Here is a 17,922-nt window from a genome sequence, read left to right as displayed (position 1 = left end):
GTCGGGGCACCTCCCGGATCAGCGCATATCAGCGCAATGAAGCGCGCAGCACGCGGAACACCTCGGGCGGCATCTGCGCCACGTTGAACCGCATCAGATCGCCGGCCGACTGGGCGACGCTGAACGCGTTGCCCGGCGCCAGCACCACCTTCTCGCGCAAGGCCGCCTTCGCCACCTCGGCCGCCGCGCGCCCATCCGGCAGGCGGCACCAGAGATAGAAGCCGCCGCGCGGCAGCGTCCACGCCTGCGCACCGAGCCCTTCGAGCTGGCCGAGAACCTCCCGCCGCCGCTTCGCCAGCCGGCCGCGCAGGCTCGCCAGATGCTTGCGGTAGCTGCCGTCGCCGAGCGTGCGCAGGACGAGTTCGGCCGCGACCGGGCTCGGCCCGCCGAAATTGGTCGCGACCTGCAGGTCGGCAAGGCCCTCGATCAACTCCGGCGCGGCGAGGACGTAGCCGCAGCGAATGGAGGCCGACAGCGTCTTGGAGAAGCTGCCAATGCGGATCACCCGGACAAGCCCATCCAGCGCGGCGAGGCGCGGCGATGGCTCGGGCTCGAAGTCGGCGAAGATCTCGTCTTCCACGATAGTGAGGTCATGCGCCGCCGCCGCGGTGAGGATCCGGTGCGCGGTCTGCGGCGACAGCGTCGCGCCGGTCGGATTATGCAGCGCCGCATTGGTGAGGTAGAGCCGCGGACGATGGGCCGCGAGCGCATCAACGAACAGCGCGACGTCCGGCCCGGTCGGTGTGTAGGGCACGCTGACGATGCGCGCGCGATTGGCCCGCAGCACCGCCTGGAAATTGAAGTAGCAGGGGTCGTCGACCAGCACGGTGTCGCCGGGATTGAGCAGCAGCCGGCACAAAAGGTCGATCGCCTGCGTGCCCGAGCCGGTCAGCAGGAGCTGGTCGGGTCCGATATCGAGCCCTTCGCCGGCGAACTGCCGTGCGAGCAGCCGTCGCAGCGCGAGCGAGCCGCGCGTCGCGCCATATTCCGCCAGCAGCGCGTCGTCGGCCCGTGCCAGCGCGCGGGTCGCCCGCCGGATCGCCGCGCCCGGCATCCAATCCGGCGGCAGCCAGCCGCAGCCAGGACGCAGCATCTCCGGCCCGGCATCGAGCGATTGCCGCGACACCCAGAACGGATCGATCGCGCGGTCGAGCTTCGGCCCGGCATCCGTCAGCGCCGCAGCTGGCGGCGTGCCGGCGACATAGAAGCCGGAGCCGGGACGCGAGCGGATCAGCCCCTCGGCGGCCAGCCGGTCATAGGCTTCCACCACGGTCGAGGGCGACACTTGCATGTCGCGGGCGAATTGCCGGATCGAGGGGAGTTTTTCCCCGGCCGTCAGCGCGCGGCTCGCCAGTCTTTGGCGGATCGCCGCCATCACGGCTTCCGTCCGCGTCGCGCCTGCTGTCGTCGGAATGGTCAAGTGTATGGCTCCCCTGATCCATACTGTTTGGTCCAACCGTATTGAACTGTCGCTATCCGCGCCACCTTCGCCCGCGCTATCGCCCGTCACTGCGCGACGCTGCGCGGCAAGGGAGGCCAACATGCCACGCACGAGCCAGCCAGCTGCCCGCCGGGGATGGGGCAGCGGCCTTCTCGGTGTCATCATCTTCAGCGCCTCGCTGCCTGCGACCCGCGTCGCCGTCGGCGGCTTCACCCCGCTGTTCCTCACCTCGGCCCGCGCCGTCATCGCCGCCCTGCTCGGCGCGGGGCTGCTGCTCGCACTGCGCCAGCAGCGCCCCGCGCGGCAGGACCTCGTGCCGCTCGCCATCGTGGCGCTGGGGGTGGTGATCGGCTTCCCGCTGCTGACCGCGCTGGCGTTGCAGCACATCACCGCCGCCCGCTCCATCGTGTTCATCGGCCTCTTGCCGCTGGCCACCGCGCTGTTCGGCGTCCTGCGTGGCGGCGAACGGCCCCGGCCCGCCTTCTGGCTGTTCTCTCTCGTCGGCGCCGCCTCGGTCGCCGGCTTCGCGCTGTCCAACAGCGCTGCGACTTCGCTGGCCGGGGACGTGCTGATGATCGCCGCCATCGCGCTCTGTGGCCTCGGCTATGCCGAGGGCGCGCGGCTGTCGCGCCGGCTGGGCGGATGGCAGGTGATCTCCTGGGCACTGCTGGTGGCGCTGCCGGCCATGGCGGTGATCGCGCTCGCCACCTTGCCGGAAGCATGGAGCGGAATCGGCGTGCCGGCGTGGCTCGGCCTCGCCTATGTCTCGGTGTTCAGCATGCTCGTGGGCTTCGTGTTCTGGTATCGCGGCCTCGCGCTCGGCGGCATCGCCGGGGTCGGCCAGCTGCAACTGCTCCAGCCCTTTTTCGGGCTCGCGCTGGCCGGGCTGCTGCTGGGCGAGCCGATCGCCTGGACGATGATCGCGGCAACCGGGCTGGTGGTGCTGTGCGTCGCCGGCGCCCGGCGCTTCGCCTGAGCGTCAGCGCCCGTCCGGCAGGGCGAAGACGGTCAGCTGGCCGCCCAAAGCGGTATAGCTGCCGAGCGCCGCATAGGCATCCTTGGCGCCCGAGCCGGCATTGGGGTCGGTCAGGCCGGCGGCGAGGCCGATGCCGGCCCAGCCGCCGACACCCGACAGCACCGCGACATATTGCCGGCCGCGATGCTGGTAGGTCATGACGTTGCCGACGATGCCAGAGGGCGTCTTGAAGCGGTAAAGCTCCTTGCCGGTCCTCGCATCCACCGCTTTGAGGTAGCCCTCCAGCGTGCCGTAGAACACCACGCCGCCGGCGGTGGCGAGCGCGCCCGACCACACCGAGAAGGTCTCCGGCAGCGACCAGGCGATGCGCCCCTTCACCCCGTCCCAGGCGACGAAGGCGCCGGTGCGCCCCTCGCCGCCGGGGGCGGGATACATGTTGAGCGTCGCCCCGACATAGGGCTGGCCGGCGACGTAGTCGACGTGGAACGGCTCGTAATCCATGCACAGCGCGCTGGTCGGCACGTAGAACAGTCCCGTGACTGGGGAGAACGCCGCCGGTTGCTGGTTCTTGGCGCCGATGGCGGCGGGGCAGATGCCCTCATAGGTGACGTCCTCGCCCTCGGCCTCGGTGCCGTATTTCGGATCGAGCAGGGGCCGGCCATAGGTCGGGCTCGCCTTGTCGAGGTCGATGCCGGTGGCCCAGTTCACCGCCTTGTCGAACTTCTCCGCGACCAGCAATTCGCCGGTCGCGCGGTCGAGCGTGTAGGCGAAGCCGTTGCGGTCGAAATGGGTGAGCAGCGGGCGGACGCGGCCCTCGACCGTCTGATCGGTAAGGATCATCTCGTTGACGCCGTCATAGTCCCACTGGTCGTGCGGCGTCATCTGGTAGACCCAGCGGGCGACGCCGGTATCGACATCGCGGGCGAAGATGGCGTTGGTCCATTTATTGTCGCCGGGACGCTGCGAGGGATTCCAGGTGCCGGGATTGGCACTGCCGTAATAGACGAGGTTGAGCTTGGGGTCGTAGGCGAACCAGCCCCAGGGCGCGCCACCGCCGACCTTCCACTGCTCGCCCTCCCAGCTGGCAAGCGAGGAATCCTTGCCGACCGGCTTGCCGAGCACGGTGGTCTTTTCCGGGTCGAGTCGCATCTCGGCGTCGGGGCCGGTGGACCAGGCCCGCCAGGCCAGCGTGCCGTCCTTGATGTTGTATGCGCTTAAGTGCCCGCGCGCGCCGAACTCGGCACCGGCAATGCCGACGATCAGCTTGTCCTTCACCGGCATCACGGTCGCGGTGTTGGACTCGCCATTTTTCGGATCGCCATTCCTGACCTTCCAACGCACCGCGCCGGTCTTCGCGTCGAGCGCGACGAGGGTGGTGTCGGCCTGGGCGAGGAAGACCATGCCCTGCGCGTAAGCGAGGCCGCGATTGACCAGGTCGCAGCACATGATGGCGGCGACGTCGCGCTCCTGGCTCGGCTCGTATTTCCACAGGATGCGCCCGTCCTGGTCGAGGTCGAGCGCGTAGACCGCATTGGGGAAGGGCGTGTGCACATACATCACCCCGTCGACCACCAGCGGGCTACCCTCATGGCCGCGCAGCACGCCGGTCGAGAACGTCCACGCCACCTGCAGCGCGCCGACATTGCCGGCGTTGATCTCGTCGAGCCGGGAATAGCGCGTATTGGCGTAGTCCAGCGTCTGGATCGCCTGCCCCGCCGGATCGGCGATGCCCGCCGACACATCGTCGTCGGCGCGGGCACCCCCGGCCAGCAGCAGCGCGGCGACACCTACGAGAATTGTCCCGATCCTCTGCAAGCGGCTTCTCCCTCGGCTCGCCCCGGCCGCGTGGATAGCACGACGGAAGCGGATTCGGCGCGCCGCCGACGGGGGATGGCCTTCACGCCCGCGTCAAAGCGCGGTAGCAGCGGGGAAGCGAGGTGACGGATCCCATGATGTTCGAGACAGCAGCGAGCCCGGCGCAGGCCATCGACCGGCTGGAGATGCTCTACCGCACAGCGCGAGAGGCGTTGCGCGGCGACCTGCAGCGTTTCTTCGAGACCGGGCAGGCGCCGACGCTGGAAGAACGCGCCCGCTACCGCTATCCCTTGCTGCGCGTGACCTATGAGCCGGCGCGCCTGCCGGTGGTGAGGAGCCAGCGGGGCTACGCGAAGTTCGCCGTCGCCGGCGTGCACCAGACCACCGTGACCCAGCCCGCCGAGTTTCGCGCCTATCTGCTCGACCAGCTCACGCCGCTGGTCGAGGAATATGGCGCGACCGTCGAGACAGGCGTCAGCCACCAGGAAATCCCCTACCCCTATGCACTGGAGGGGGGCGACGAGCTGGGGCGCGGCAGCATAACCGCCTCCGATCTCGCCCGGCATTTCCCGACGCCGCTCTTGTCGCTGGTCGGCGATGAGATCGCCGACGGCACCTTCGAGCTGATCGAGGGTGAGCCGCGCCCGCTCTCGCTGTTCGACGCCGTGCGCACCGACTATTCGCTACGGCGCCTCGTGCACTATACCGGCACCGACTGGCGCGCCTTCCAGCCCTGGATCCTGCTGACCAACTACCATCGCTATGTCGACCAGTTCGTGCGCTGGAGCCTCGCGCAGATCGAGGCCGGCACGGCGGAGGCGCTGGTGACGCCGGGCGGCATCCGCATCGAGCGCGACGGGCTGGATGCCAGCGCGGCCGACCGGGTGATGGCCGCGCCGTGGCACCGCTACCAGATGCCGGCCTATCACCTCATCCGCGCGGACGGCACCGGCGTGACGCTGGTCAATATCGGCGTCGGCCCCTCCAACGCCAAGACTGTGACCGACCATCTCGCCGTGCTGCGCCCGCATTGCTGGCTGATGGTCGGCCATTGCGGCGGGCTTCGCCAGACGCAGATCATCGGCGACTATGTACTGGCCCACGCCTATCTCAGGCAGGACGGCATTCTCGACGAGCTGGTGCCGCCGGACATCCCCATCCCGGCGCTGGCCGAGGTGCAGGTCGCCTTGCAGCAGGCGGCGGCGGAGGTCACCGGCGAGAGCGGCGACCAGCTGAAGCGGCGCCTGCGCACCGGCACGGTCGTCACCCAGGACGACCGCAACTGGGAACTGCGCTGGACGCAGGAACGCCGGCGCATCAACCTCTCGCGCGCCATCGCGGTGGACATGGAATCGGGCACCATCGCCGCGCAGGGCTACCGGCTTCGCGTGCCCTATGGCACGCTGCTCTGTGTGTCGGACAAGCCGCTGCACGGCGAGATCAAGCTACCCGGCGCCGCCAATGCGTTCTATGAGCGCGCCGTGAGCGAGCACCTGAAGATCGGCCTTGCCGCGCTGGACCGGCTGCGCGAGGCCGGCGCCAGCATCCACTCACGCAAGCTGCGCTCCTTCGACGAGCCGCCGTTCCGATAGGCAATAAGGATAGGGGCGCGGCGGGCTTGACCGCGGACCGCGCAGGGTCGATCACCCGAGCGCGGATCGGGCAGTCGCGGGCGAAGGAATCTCCGATGTCATTGATGGATGAGAGCGCCACCGCGCTGTCGCGGTTGATCGCTTCCCGGCAGGTCAGCCCCTCCGAGGTCATGGCTGCCTATCTCAGGCGCCTGCCCGTCCTCAATGACGAGATCAACGCCATCGTCTCGCCCCGCGATCCGGACGAGCTGATGGCCGAGGCGCGGGCGCTGGACGACCAGCCGCCGATGGGCTGGCTGCACGGCCTGCCGCTGGCGGTGAAGGACCTCGTCGCGGTGCGGGGCCTGCGCACCACCTATGGCTCGCCGCTGTATCGGGACCATGTGCCGGATACGGACGACCTGGTGGCGGCGCGCCTGCGTGTGGCTGGCGCCATCTTCACGGGCAAGACCAACACGCCCGAATGGGGCCATGGCAGCCACAGCTTCAACCCGGTCTTCGGGGTGACGCGCAATCCCTATGATCTCGCGCGCACCGCTGGCGGCTCCTCGGGCGGGGCGGCGGCGGCGCTGGCGGCCCGGCTGGTGCCGGTGGCCGATGGCTCTGACATGATGGGCAGCCTGCGCAACCCCGCCGCCTTCTGCAACGTCTATGGCTTCCGCCCGAGCTGGGGCCTCGTGCCGGCCGACGCCGAGGGCGACACCTTCATGGCGACGCTGGCGACCGACGGGCCGATGGGCCGCAGCGTCGAGGATGTGGCGCGGCTGCTGGAGACGCTCGCTGGCGAAAATCCGGCCGTGCCGTTCGGCCAGCCGCGCGCGACTTATGCCGACCGCCTCGACATCAATCTACGCGGCCTCAAGGTGGGCTGGCTCGCCGATTGGGGCGGTGCCTACCCGTGCAAGCCCGGGATTCTCGACCAGTGCGCCCTGGGGCTGAAAGTGCTGGAGGAACTGGGCGCGCATGTCGAGCCGCTAGCCCCGCCGTTCCCGGCCGAGGAACTGTGGCAGGCCTGGATCCATCTGCGCGGCTTCCTCAATGCCGGCTCGAAGGGCGCGCTCTGGGCGGACGCGGAGAAGCGCGCCTTGCTCAAGCCGGAAACGGTGTGGGAGATCGAGTTCGGCCGGACGGTGAGCGCGGCGCAGGTCTATGCGGCGAGCGTCACCCGCTCGCGTTGGTACGCGAAAGCCGCCGAGCTATTTGCACGCTACGACCTGCTGGCGATGCCTTCCGCGCAGGTCTGGCCGTTCCCGGCCGAGTGGCGCTGGCCGCAGGTGATCAACGGCCGGGCCATGGACACCTATCATCGCTGGATGGAGATCGTCGTGCCGGTCAGCCTCATCGGCCTGCCCTCGCTGGCGGTGCCCTGCGGCTTCGGGGCGGCAGGCCTTCCCACCGGGATGCAGCTCATCGGCACCTTCGGGTCCGACGCGAAGGTGCTGACCATTGGCGAGCAGTATCACCGCGCGACGCGCTGGCCCGAGCGGCGGCCACCGGCGATCGAGAGCCGGGAGGCTGAACACCTCCCGGCCTGAGTTCTCACGCCGCGTTGTAGAGCCGGCGCTCGAAGATCGCGCTGCCCTTGAGGCCATGAAGCGCCTTGGCGGCGGCCAGCACTGCGAGGTCGACCAGCGGCTCGACGATGATCACCAGCATGTAGGCCGCGCCAAAGGTGAAGATCGAGGCGGCGTTGGCCGCCGTGAGGCCATCGCCATAGAACGCCCAGAAGGCGACCCACGCCACGATGCCGGCCTGATAGGTGGTGGAGAGCGCCAGCGCCTGGCGGTACTTCAGCTCCACATAAGGCGTATCCGGCGCGACGATGCGGCGGGCCAGCGCGGTGAGCGCAAACAGCGGCACCAGCAGCGTGGTGACGTTCATGCCGTATTGCGGCAGGTCGAAGGGCGCGAAGAAAAGGCCCTGGATCGCAAGACCAAGCGCGAGGCCGATGGCCGCTGGGGCGACGCCGAAGATCAGAAACAGCGTCGAGCCGAGGATGAGGTGCACCTCCGACACACCGACCGGATGATGCGGCAGCACCTCGAAGAAGGCGAAGACCAGCGCGGTCGTGGCCACGCTGCGGGCGACCAGCGAGATGAGGCCGCGTTCGCGCACCGCATCCGCCGCGAGCTTGAGCGCATAGCCGCCCGCTCCGACGGCGGTGAAATAGCTGAGCCAGATCTTTCCTTCGGCGACGAGGCCGGGTTCGATATGCATATGTTTCTCCGTTGCCGTCTCACCCGACGGCGTGTGGTTGGACCAATGCACATGGCCGGTCTCCTGACTCGCGGGTCACGGCAAGCCTTCCGCCTTCCCAGCCGACCCTCAAGGGTCGTTCCAGTGGCGTGATGGAAGGCCGCTCGCCGCTCACAGTCGCGGGGGCGGTCGGGGCTTCGGGCGCACGCACCCTTCCCCATTCCCGTTTCATCCGGACGAGTCGCCCCATCCGGACACCATGCACGCGGATATCAGCGCGCCGCCCGTTGCATAAAGTCAAGCCGCGGCCCGTTCCGGCGGCTCAGACATCAGCGCCCGTTCCGCAGCGGGGCGCCGATGCCTACGCGATGCGCCGAGGCTGCGGCGAGTGGTCGCAAAACGGTAACATCGTTGCGTGTTTCTCTTGCAAATCGTATCGAAATTAAAAATAGTTTAACCGAAATCATAATAATCAATCACCTAACGGGAGGTCGCCATGCAGGACGGTTCAAGCGAGGGCAGTGTCGCCTATGCGCCGCACGCCTTCATCATGTTGGCAGTGCTGATCGGCGCCTGCCTCATGACAATCTTCGCCTGACGCTCGGTTCCCGCGGCCCACGGTTGGGTGGGCTGCCAGGGCGCCGACGGCGCTGATTCGGGCATGGAGATTGCTTGGTCGAATTGAGGTGCGCTCAGCACGGATGGGCGCCCATCTTCCTCATTTCGGCAGGTGGCAAACCATGCAGGAAGCAGGTGGCATCTTCTTCAAGGCCGGTCTTCTGGTTTTCACCGGTGTCCTCATCGCCTTCACTCTGAGAATGTTCTGAGTGCCGAAACGGCGCCGGCGGACGAGCGAATCGGGCAGGATCAGGCGCGCGGCCAGCGAACGCCGTCCTCATGGACGAGCGCGGCCTCGAACGGCATCGGCCGGCCGGTCAGATAGCCCTGCACGTAATCGCAGCCCAGCACCTCGACCGCTTCGAGGATTTCCGGGTCCTCAATCCCCTCCGCTACCACCGACATGCCCAGTGCATGGGCAAGATCCACCATCACCGCCACGATCTTGCGGGCGCGCGATTGCGGTGTGAGGTCGAGAAGAAAGGAGCGGTCGATCTTCAGCACGTCGGCGGGCAGATGCTGGAGATAGCTGAAGCTGGAATAGCCGGTGCCGAAATCGTCGATCGCCACCGAACAGCCCAGCGCTTTCAGCTGCTGGATCACGCTGACCGCTGTCTCCGGCTGCGACAGCAGCGCGCTTTCGGTCAATTCCAGCCGCAGCGAGTCGCCGGAAACGCCATGCCGGTACAGCACCGCCGCGATGCGCGGCACCAGATCGGGCGCGGAGAGCTGGGACGCGGCGAGGTTCACCGAGACGTAGCGCGGCGCCAGGCCCTTCACCCGCCGGATGGCATTCCACCGCGCGCAGCTCTCCACCGCGCGCTCCAGCATCAGATCGCCAAGCCGGTCGACCAGACCCGCCGCCTCGGCAAGCGGGATGAAGTCGGCCGGCGACACCGTGCCGAGACGTGGGTGGTTCCAGCGTGCGAGCGCCTCGAAACCCATCACCTGCCCGGTCCGGCTGTTGACGATGGGCTGGAACACCGGGTGCAGGTCATCGGCGTTCTGGGTCACCGCGTCGCGTAGCGCCTCCTCCAGATCGAGGCGACGCTGATGGTCGGCGCGCAGGGATTCGTCAAACAGCCGCCAGCGCCCGCATCGGTCGGCCCTGGAGGCCATCTCCGCGTCGCGCAGAATCTGTTCGATTGGCGCGGAACCGCTGGCGATGCCGATATTGGTGCGCAGATGGAAGCGCCGCCCCTCCACCTCCACCGGCGCGTGCATCAGTCCCTCCACCTGTGCGCCGAGCACGTCGATCCCGCTGGGTTCCGTGAGGATCACGGCGAACTCGCTCTCGCCGGTACGCGCGAGGCGCGCCATCTGCGGCAGGAAACCCTTGAGACGGCCCGCGACGGAGGTCACCAGCGGATGGATGAACTCCTCGCCCAGGCTGGCCGCGAGGATGGCGAGGTCCGGCAGGCGCATCACCAGGGCCGCGACCGGTGGACGGCCTTCGGCTTGGATGAGGCGCACGATGCCGGCCCGGTTGGGCAGGTTGGTGACCGGATCGCTATAAGCGAGCCGTTCCAGCGCCTCCTTGGCGCGCACCCGGTCGGAGATATCGCGCAGATAGGCGGTGAACAGCCGGCGGCGATCGGTGCGAATCTCGGTAACGGTCAGTTCGATCGGAAAGATGCGGCCATCGGCGGTGATGGCCTCGATCTCGATGCGGCGGCCAAGGATATGCGGCTCGGCACCGGCCATGTAGCGCGCCATGCCCGACTGATGGGCGTGGCGGTGCTGCGGCGGCACGATCGTATCGCTGAGGGGGCGGCCGATGACGGCCCGTCTCGTATAGCCGAACATGGCTTCGGCGACGGGATTGAAGTCGACGATCTGCCCGGCTTCGTCGATGGTGACGATGCTGTCGAGCGCGGCCGCGAGCATGGCGAGGCGGCTCGCCTCGCTGAGCGCGCGCCCGGCGCGGGAGCGCTCGACCGCTAGGGCGATGAGCGCCGCCAGCGCCTGGAAGGTGGTGCGTTCGTCCTCGCTCCAGATCCGTTCCGGGTCGTCCGAACTGACGCAGAAATGCCCCCACCAGTGCCCATCCACCATCACCGGCACGGTGTAGAAGCTGACAATGCCGGCCGCGCGGAAATAGGCGCCGAGATAGCCGTCGAGGTCCCGCGTTCGCCCCTCGATGACCTCGCCGCGCGTGCGCCGCTCCGCCCAGTCGCGCTGGCGGGCATCCACCATGGCCGGCCTTACCGGCGGATGGGAATTGTCGGCGAGGGAATGCAGACCGGGCCGCGCCCAGTCGACCTCGCACGTCACCGTCAGCCCCGGTCCGCGGGAGGCGTGAACCTCGAACAGAGCGGCGCGGCTGAGGGAGAGATCCGCGCAGAGGCGGGGCCACAGCTCGGCGAGTTCCAGCCGCCAGCCGCGGTTCGTGTTCAGCCCGGCGATGAAACCGCTCATCGCCGAGAGAAGCCGGCTGGACATCCCGATGTCCTCGGCCACGACTCGCACCTTTCTGGACGTTCGCCTTTGCCGCCCACGCAACGACGAAGAGGATACGTCGTTGCGCCACCCAGATTCCGTCAGACTGGCCCGTACGCGACGAACTGGACTCATTGTACGTAGCCGGATTTCGATAGGACGGAAAGCGGTAGCGTCGAACCTCCTACACCGCAGCGTGGCATTTCCATCACAGGTGGGCGCTTTCGTGCCGCGGCCATCCCGGACATCGACCGGACGGCGAGCCGAACGTGGCGGCGCCAAACGCAGGGCCGTTGTCGCGAGGGTACCTCACCTCCACCCTCTCGCCGCGCAAAACAGGGTCCCTGCAAGACCTTAGGGCTCAGATTCAAATCGATATAATTTGCATGTGAGCCCCTAACTTACATTACATCGAATAAAAACTGATACTCTTGATCGAACTATTCCAGAATCAGCAAGATTTTACGGCGTCTATAAACTGATATCCGCTTAATTGACTCCACTTTTGCCCCCACATAAGCAATCTATGCATGAGCGTCGATCGGGGGATTCTTCGCTCTTCTCAACATGAAGCCGGGGTTTTGCAGACCTCGTGATGGCTGGCCGCACAGGCCTGGGGATGAATGATGACACGCACGACCCGCCGCCTGCCCACCCGTCGCATCCGTTCCATCGGGCAGGGCGTCTCGCTTCTCGCCTTGCTCGCCGCGGCCCCCGCAATGGCGCAGCAGGCGGAGACCGGGTCGAGCGCGGCGGTGGTCGCCACGGATGAGTTCGTCGAACTCGATCCGATCACCGTCGTCGCCACCCGCACGCAGGAAAGCTGGATCGACACCCTGGCGGCGGTCAGCGTGGTGCGCCCCGACACGATCGAGATGATGATGCCGACACGCACGCAGGACCTGTTCCGCGGCATGCCCGGCGTCACCGCGATCCAGAACGGCAATTCGACCCAGACCGCCATCAATATTCGCGGCCTGCAGGACTTCGGCCGCGTCGCGGTCATCATCGACGGCGCGCGGCAGAATTTCACCCAGCTCGGCCACGGCAACGGCGCCGGCAGCTTCTTCGTCGAGCCCGGCCTGATCGCCAATGTCGACGTCGTGCGCGGCCCGGTGTCGAACATCTACGGTTCGGGCGCCATCGGCGGCGTGGTGACGATGCGCACCAAGGATGCCAACGACATCATCGCCAGCGGCGATACCTGGGGCGTCGAGGCAGATGGCGAGATCGGCAGCAACGGCCCGATGGGTTACGGCTCGCTGCTCGCCGCGGCGCGCGTGAACGAGAACGTCGACATCTTCGTCGGCGGCACCTACCGCAACCAGGACAATTACAAGGACGGCGACGGCAACGAGGTCGAGGATACCGCCTACGACACCTGGACCGGCCTCGCCAAGATCACGGTGCGCCCGGCGGACTTCCACGAGGTCAAGCTCAGCGCCCTCAACTATGAGAGCCAGTACACCACCAGCAGCAGTGCATCGTCGACGGCGACCAACTACGCGACCGACGTCGCCAACCGCACCGTCACCTTGAGCTGGAACTACGAGAATCCCGACGACAACCTGTTCGACTGGAATTCGCAGATCTACTGGAACCAGGTCGACCAGGACCAGGTGAAGGTGTCGGGCAGTTCCAGCGCGATCACCGGCGCCGTCGGCGATCCCCGCAGCTTCGTCATCAACACGGTCGGTTTCGACGTCAACAATACCAGCCGCTTCGACTGGGGCGCGGTGGAGAACGCCATCACCTATGGCGGCGACTATTTCCACGACGACGTGAACAACACCGACAATTACGGCTTCGGCGAGGGCTACAACCCCTCGGGCACGCGCGGCGTCGGCGGCGCTTTCGTGCAGTGGAAGGCGAACTACTCCACCTGGCTGGAGGCGATCGCCGCCCTGCGCTACGATGCCTATTCGCTCTCCTCCGACGATGGCGGCACCGATGGCGACCGGCTCTCGCCGAAGTTCACGCTCGGCGTGACACCTTGGGAATGGCTCACCGTCTACGGCACTTATGCGGAAGGCTATCGCGCGCCTTCCGTCACCGAGGCGCTGGTCTCCGGCGCCCATCCCGCGTTCTTCACCGGCGGGCTCGCGCCGTTCACCTTCATCGCCAATCCGAACCTCAAGGCGGAAATCGGCAAGAACAAGGAAATCGGCGTCAACATCAAGAAGGACGGCCTGTTTAGGGACGGCGACCGGCTGCGCATCAAGGCGAACTACTACCAGAACGACGTCGAGGACTATATCGAGCTGGTCACCTTCGGCAGTCCGGCCTGCATCATGATGGTGCGCGGGCGCTGCGTGGCTTACAATGGCTACTCGCTGGCGCAGTACCAGAACGTGCAGGAAGCGCGGCTGCGCGGCTTTGAATTCGAGGGCACCTATGACGCCGGCCCGTGGTTCCTGCGCCTTGCCGGCCAGACCACGACCGGCGAGGTGACGGCGGGCGAGGATGCCGGCCAGCCGCTCTCCACTATTCCGCCGGACCAGATCACCACCACGATCGGCTTCCGCTTCCTCGACAACAAGCTGACCGTCGCGGCGAGCTGGACGGCGGTCGCGGCCGTCACCGAGGCGGACTTGCCGACCAATGCGGTCTACGAGCCGACGGACAGCTTCAACCTGGTGAGTCTCTATGCCGGCTACCAGCCGAACCCGAACACGCTGTGGCGCCTGTCGGTCGAGAACCTTCTCGACGAGCAGTACACCCAGTATGAGAACTTCCTGCCGAGCGCCGGGCTGACGGTGAAAGCCGGCCTGACCGTGCGCTTCGGCGGCGGGGAGGTGGCGCAGGCCTCTCCCGCGCTCATCACCAAGTGACCTGCCCCCAAGGCGCGTGCGGCAGAATTTCAGGCAGGGACTGATGACGATCGTGACGGATGCCAACCCTTCGGCCCGGGCCAAGCGCCTCAAGGCGGCGACCAGCGCCGCCCATGAGCAGGTGGACAATGCGGTGATGGCCGCGGCGCCCTTCGCCAGCCCGGAGAGTTATGCCCGCTTCCTACGCTTCCAGTACAGGCTGCACCGGCATGTCGAGCCGCTCTACGCGGATGCGGCGCTGCAATCGCTGCTGCCCGAGCTTTCCGCCCGCTCACGGCTGAAGGCGCTGGAGCAGGACTTCGTCGACCTCGGCCTCGAGCCGCCGGCGGCGGAGTTCGGGCCTCGCCGGCCGAAAGGCGAGGCGTTGGGCTGGCTCTATGTGGTCGAGGGCTCCAATATGGGCGCCGCCTTCCTCGCCAAGGACGCCGCCAAGATCGGCTTTTCCGACGCGCATGGGGCGCGCCACCTCGCCGCCCACTCGGAAGGGCGCGGCCTGCACTGGCGCCGCTTCACCGCCGCGCTCGACGCCGCCGAGATGAACGAGGCGGAGGATCTGGCGGCGCAGGGCGCTGCCGCCGCCGCCTTCGCCCATGTGCTCGACCTGGTGAAGCAGGAACTCTCCTGACCGCCCCTCGGCCGGGGGCTCAGCTCTCGGCCGATTGCGGCAGCAGGAACGGTGTCTGCGGTGCCCAGCCGACCCGGGTACTGACGCCGTAAAGCGCGGTGATCGCGACATCCGTGATCACCTCGGCCGGCGTCCCCCGCGCGACCACGCGGCCCTGTTTCAGCGCGACGATCTCATCAGCCGCCATCGCGGCGAGGTTGAGGTCGTGCAGCACCGCCAGTACGCCGGTGCCCCTCTCCCTCGCCAGCTTGCGCATCAGCCGCACCACCAGCACCTGCTGGGCAAGGTCGAGGCTCGCCGTCGGCTCGTCGAGCAGCAGATAGCCCGCGCCGTGCCCCTGCTCCAGCTGGACCAGCGCACGGGCGATCTGCACGCGCTGGCGCTCGCCGCCCGACAGGAGCTCATAGGCGCGCCCTTCGAAGCCGGCAAGTTCGACCGCCGCCAGCACCCGGCGAACGACATCCGCCGCGCCCCGGCCATCGGCCGCGCCGATCGCCACCACTTCGGCGACGGTGAAGGGGAAGGCGACCTGCGCCCTCTGCGGCACCACGGCCCGCAACCGCGCCAGCACCACCGGCGCAAGCCCGGCAATATCCCGGTCCTCCAGCCTGACGCAACCGCGCTGCGGCTTCAGCTCGCCCGCCATCACCTTGAGCAGCGTCGACTTGCCGGCCCCGTTCGGACCGATCAGCACGGTCACCCGGCCCGGAGCGACACTGGCCTGCGCGTTGTCGAGCAGCAGACGCCCGCCCGCGGCCAAGGTGATGTCGTCGGCGCGATACATGGCTTATCCGAACAGAGCGGCGCGGCGCTTCAGCAGCAGGCCGATGAAGAAGGGCGCGCCCACCGCCGCAGTGACGACGCCAAGCGGCAGTTCGGCGGGGCTAGCGAGCGTGCGTGCCACCACATCGGCCGCCAGCAGCAACGCGCCGCCGAGCAGCGCGCTCGCCGGCAACAGCAGGCGATGACCCGGCCCCAGCGCGAGGCGGATCAGATGAGGCACCACCAGGCCGACGAAGCCGATGACGCCGGCGACCGCAACCGCCGCGCCGGTGCCGGCGGCGATGGCGGCGATGGCGACGCGCTTGGTGCGCTGCACGTCGACGCCGACATGGAAGGCCTCCGCCTCCCCGAGCGCCAGCGCATCGAGCGCGCGGCCGAGGCGCGAGGCGGCAAGGCCCAGCAGCAGCATGAAGGGTAGCGCCGCGCCGACCTTGCGCCAGGTCGCCCCGCCGAGACTGCCGAACGACCAGAAGGTGAAATCGCGCAATTGCTGGTCGGACGCCATGAAGATCATCACTCCCGTACCGGCATTGGCCAGCGCGCCGATGGCGATGCCGGCGAACAGCATGGTCGGCACCGAGGTACGCCCCTCCCGCGTCGAAATGAGATAGAGCGCCACGGTCGCCGCCAGCGCGCCGAGGAAGGCGGCGAGCGGCAGGCCCACATCCGCGAGAACCGTGGGCAGGAGGGTCGCGAGCTGCCCGCCGAGCACGATCCAGATCACCGCCGCGAGCGCCGCGCCGCTGGAGACGCCGATCAAGCCCGGGTCGGCCAGCGGATTGCGGAAAATGCCCTGCATGAGCGCGCCGCCCACGGCGATTCCGGCGCCGACCATCAGGCCGAGCAAGGTGCGCGGCAGCCTTATGTCGAGCACGATCACCACCTCGCGCAAACCGGCCCCGGTCGCCGGCCGCCTGCCCGCGAGCGCATCCGTGAGGATGGCGAGCACCCGCTCCGGTGCGACCGTGACCGGACCGATGGCGAGCGAGGCCAGGAAGCCGGCGATCAACAGCGCGCCGCATAGCGCGAGGCCGACGCGCGCCCCCGGCCGGCGCGGCGCGCCGTCGGCGGGCAAGGCGAGGCCCGCCCCGCTCACTGCCCCGTACCGCCGGTCCAGGAATGGGCCGGCAGCGGCGGCAGTTCGAGCTCGGGATAGACCAGCGCAGCAAGATCGCGCGCCGCCTGTGGCGTGCGCGGGCCGAAACTCAGGAGATAGCCCCCGTCGATGCGCAGCAGACGCCCCGCGCGCGCCGCCCGCGTGCCCGCAAAGGCCGGCATCGCCCGCAACGCCTCGTCGGAGAGCTCATGGTTGCGGTCCTTCATCAGGATGATCGCATAAGGGTCGACACCAAGGATGGCCTCATCGACGGCCGGCTTGTAGCCGGTGACGGCCGCCATGGCGTTGCCGACGCCGGCCAGCCTGAACATGGCATCCGCGCTGGTTCCCGCCCCGCCGACAACGGGAGCCGAACCGGAGGCGGAGAGCACGAAAGCGGCGCTTCGCGGCTGGGCGATCCTCTCGCGCATCGCCGCCACAGCGGCGAAATCGCGCTCCACGGCACCCGCCAGTTCCTCGCCCCGCGCGGCCACACCCATCACTTCGGCGATGCGGCGTATATTGGCGCTCACCGCCGCCGGATCGCGCGCTTCGGGAATCATCACCACGGGGACGGATGCCGCCTTCAGCACGCCGACCGCATCCGGCGGGCCGGCGCCCTCCTGCGCGATGATGACGCTCGGGCCCACCGAGAGCACGCCCTCGGGCGACAGGGCGCGGATGTAGCCGACATTCGGCCGGCTCGCGAGTGCCTCGGGCGGATAGGTGCTCGACGTGTCGACGGCGACGACGCGATTGCCGAGGCCGAGCGCGAAAAGAGTCTCCGTCACCGCTCCGCCGATGGCGACCACGCGGCCTGTGTCGAGGCTTACTTGCGGGGCAGCCGAACGAGGCGCGACAACGAGGCCAAGCACTGCCACGACCATTGTCAGCAGGCGAAGGCGGGATCGCGACATGACACCTTCCTTTCCGATACCGACGGGTGCCGCCGGCGCGGAGCTGGATTGATTGTGTGCGCATTCTGATAACGCCAAGTCATCCGAAGTAGAACGAATAAATCATCGGCGGCCGTTTATTGTATTTATTGCAATGAAAGACAGTAACGCCTGATGCGTCTGATGCCGGGTCCGCACCGCCCGGCGAGCACTGCCACGGCTGAAGTTCCGCCCGCGACGCGTTCGCAGTCGGGGCTGAGACGGGTGACGAGATATCTGCGGGAAGCCACCATTCCTGCCGCCCGGACACTCCGCCCGTTCGCCGACCCTAATCATCGTGCGATGGCGGATTCGGGCGAATTCCCGTATCGGCCCGGTCTGAGGCGGCGAGTTGGCAAGCTGGTCTCGGCGGCCAAATGCGCCCGGTGTTTCGCGGAGGCGACCTCGGTCCCGCTGCCAGTCCATCTCAGCGTCGTTCTTTTCCCCCGAACGCAAAACGCCGCCCTGCGGTTTATCGCGGGGCGGCGTTTTGGTTGGTTTCGCATGGAAGCGTGCTGTGTTTTGCAGGCCTGGCAGCGACCTACTCTCCCAGGTCTTGAGACATAGTACCATCG

Annotated in this window: 12 protein-coding genes and 1 riboswitch; of the genes, 5 read left to right on the top strand and 7 right to left on the bottom strand. The window is 68.0% G+C overall.

Features of this window, described 5'->3' with window-relative positions; translation table 11 throughout:
- Positions 1 to 28: 28 nt before the first annotated feature.
- Positions 29 to 1,375: a PLP-dependent aminotransferase family protein gene (locus ACO2RV_RS17305; RefSeq protein WP_423295435.1), complete on the bottom strand. Its 1,347-nt coding sequence runs from the start codon at positions 1,373 to 1,375 to the stop codon at positions 29 to 31.
- 166 nt (positions 1,376 to 1,541) lie between these two features.
- Here ACO2RV_RS17305 and ACO2RV_RS17300 point away from each other — a divergent pair, with 166 nt between their 5' ends.
- A complete protein-coding gene (locus ACO2RV_RS17300) occupies positions 1,542 to 2,417 on the top strand; it encodes a DMT family transporter (RefSeq protein WP_423295213.1) in 876 nt (291 codons plus the stop codon).
- A 3-nt stretch (positions 2,418 to 2,420) separates the two neighbouring features.
- Here ACO2RV_RS17300 and ACO2RV_RS17295 read toward each other — a convergent pair whose 3' ends face one another.
- The gene (locus tag ACO2RV_RS17295; protein WP_423295433.1) at positions 2,421 to 4,214 is read right to left on the bottom strand and encodes a methanol/ethanol family PQQ-dependent dehydrogenase; all 1,794 of its coding nucleotides are present in this window, start codon (positions 4,212 to 4,214) and stop codon (positions 2,421 to 2,423) included.
- 152 nt (positions 4,215 to 4,366) lie between these two features.
- Between ACO2RV_RS17295 and ACO2RV_RS17290 the strand changes: the two genes are divergently transcribed.
- Complete coding sequence (locus tag ACO2RV_RS17290; RefSeq protein WP_423295210.1) at positions 4,367 to 5,824, top strand: AMP nucleosidase; 1,458 nt, start codon at positions 4,367 to 4,369, stop codon at positions 5,822 to 5,824.
- A gap of 95 nt (positions 5,825 to 5,919) precedes the next feature.
- Positions 5,920 to 7,359, top strand: coding sequence for an amidase (locus ACO2RV_RS17285; RefSeq protein WP_423295208.1), 1,440 nt, complete (start codon positions 5,920 to 5,922; stop codon positions 7,357 to 7,359).
- Positions 7,360 to 7,363: 4 nt separating this feature from the next.
- On the opposite strand, the gene ACO2RV_RS17280 is transcribed toward ACO2RV_RS17285, so the two are convergent.
- A complete protein-coding gene (locus ACO2RV_RS17280) occupies positions 7,364 to 8,041 on the bottom strand; it encodes an energy-coupling factor ABC transporter permease (protein ID WP_423295206.1) in 678 nt (225 codons plus the stop codon).
- 36 nt (positions 8,042 to 8,077) lie between these two features.
- A riboswitch (cobalamin riboswitch) is annotated at positions 8,078 to 8,297 on the bottom strand.
- Between the two features lie 590 nt (positions 8,298 to 8,887).
- Complete coding sequence (locus ACO2RV_RS17275) at positions 8,888 to 11,080, bottom strand: putative bifunctional diguanylate cyclase/phosphodiesterase (RefSeq protein ID WP_423295204.1); 2,193 nt, start codon at positions 11,078 to 11,080, stop codon at positions 8,888 to 8,890.
- Positions 11,081 to 11,703: 623 nt separating this feature from the next.
- Here ACO2RV_RS17275 and ACO2RV_RS17270 point away from each other — a divergent pair.
- The gene (locus tag ACO2RV_RS17270; RefSeq protein WP_423295201.1) at positions 11,704 to 13,908 is read left to right on the top strand and encodes a TonB-dependent hemoglobin/transferrin/lactoferrin family receptor; all 2,205 of its coding nucleotides are present in this window, start codon (positions 11,704 to 11,706) and stop codon (positions 13,906 to 13,908) included.
- Between the two features lie 43 nt (positions 13,909 to 13,951).
- Complete coding sequence (locus tag ACO2RV_RS17265) at positions 13,952 to 14,533, top strand: biliverdin-producing heme oxygenase (RefSeq protein WP_423295198.1); 582 nt, start codon at positions 13,952 to 13,954, stop codon at positions 14,531 to 14,533.
- Between the two features lie 19 nt (positions 14,534 to 14,552).
- Here the strand turns inward: ACO2RV_RS17265 and ACO2RV_RS17260 are convergent, their stop codons facing one another.
- The 3 genes from ACO2RV_RS17260 to ACO2RV_RS17250 are packed head-to-tail and all read right to left on the bottom strand — an operon-like array spanning position 14,553 to position 17,329.
- Positions 14,553 to 15,317 carry a heme ABC transporter ATP-binding protein gene (locus ACO2RV_RS17260; protein ID WP_423295196.1) on the bottom strand — a complete coding sequence of 255 codons (765 nt, stop codon included), beginning with the start codon at positions 15,315 to 15,317 and terminating at the stop codon, positions 14,553 to 14,555.
- Between the two features lie 3 nt (positions 15,318 to 15,320).
- The gene (locus ACO2RV_RS17255) at positions 15,321 to 16,412 is read right to left on the bottom strand and encodes a FecCD family ABC transporter permease (RefSeq protein WP_423295194.1); all 1,092 of its coding nucleotides are present in this window, start codon (positions 16,410 to 16,412) and stop codon (positions 15,321 to 15,323) included.
- The gene (locus ACO2RV_RS17250) at positions 16,409 to 17,329 is read right to left on the bottom strand and encodes a heme/hemin ABC transporter substrate-binding protein (RefSeq protein ID WP_423295192.1); all 921 of its coding nucleotides are present in this window, start codon (positions 17,327 to 17,329) and stop codon (positions 16,409 to 16,411) included. The genes ACO2RV_RS17255 and ACO2RV_RS17250 overlap by 4 nt, the downstream gene beginning before the upstream one ends.
- Between the last annotated feature and the right edge of the window lie 593 nt (positions 17,330 to 17,922).

Origin of the sequence: Ancylobacter sp. VNQ12 (assembly GCF_049445835.1) — a bacterium.
Taxonomy (GTDB): domain Bacteria; phylum Pseudomonadota; class Alphaproteobacteria; order Rhizobiales; family Xanthobacteraceae; genus Ancylobacter.
Note: the sequence above shows the minus strand (reverse complement) of the source record. Positions and strands in the feature narration are given on the sequence as shown.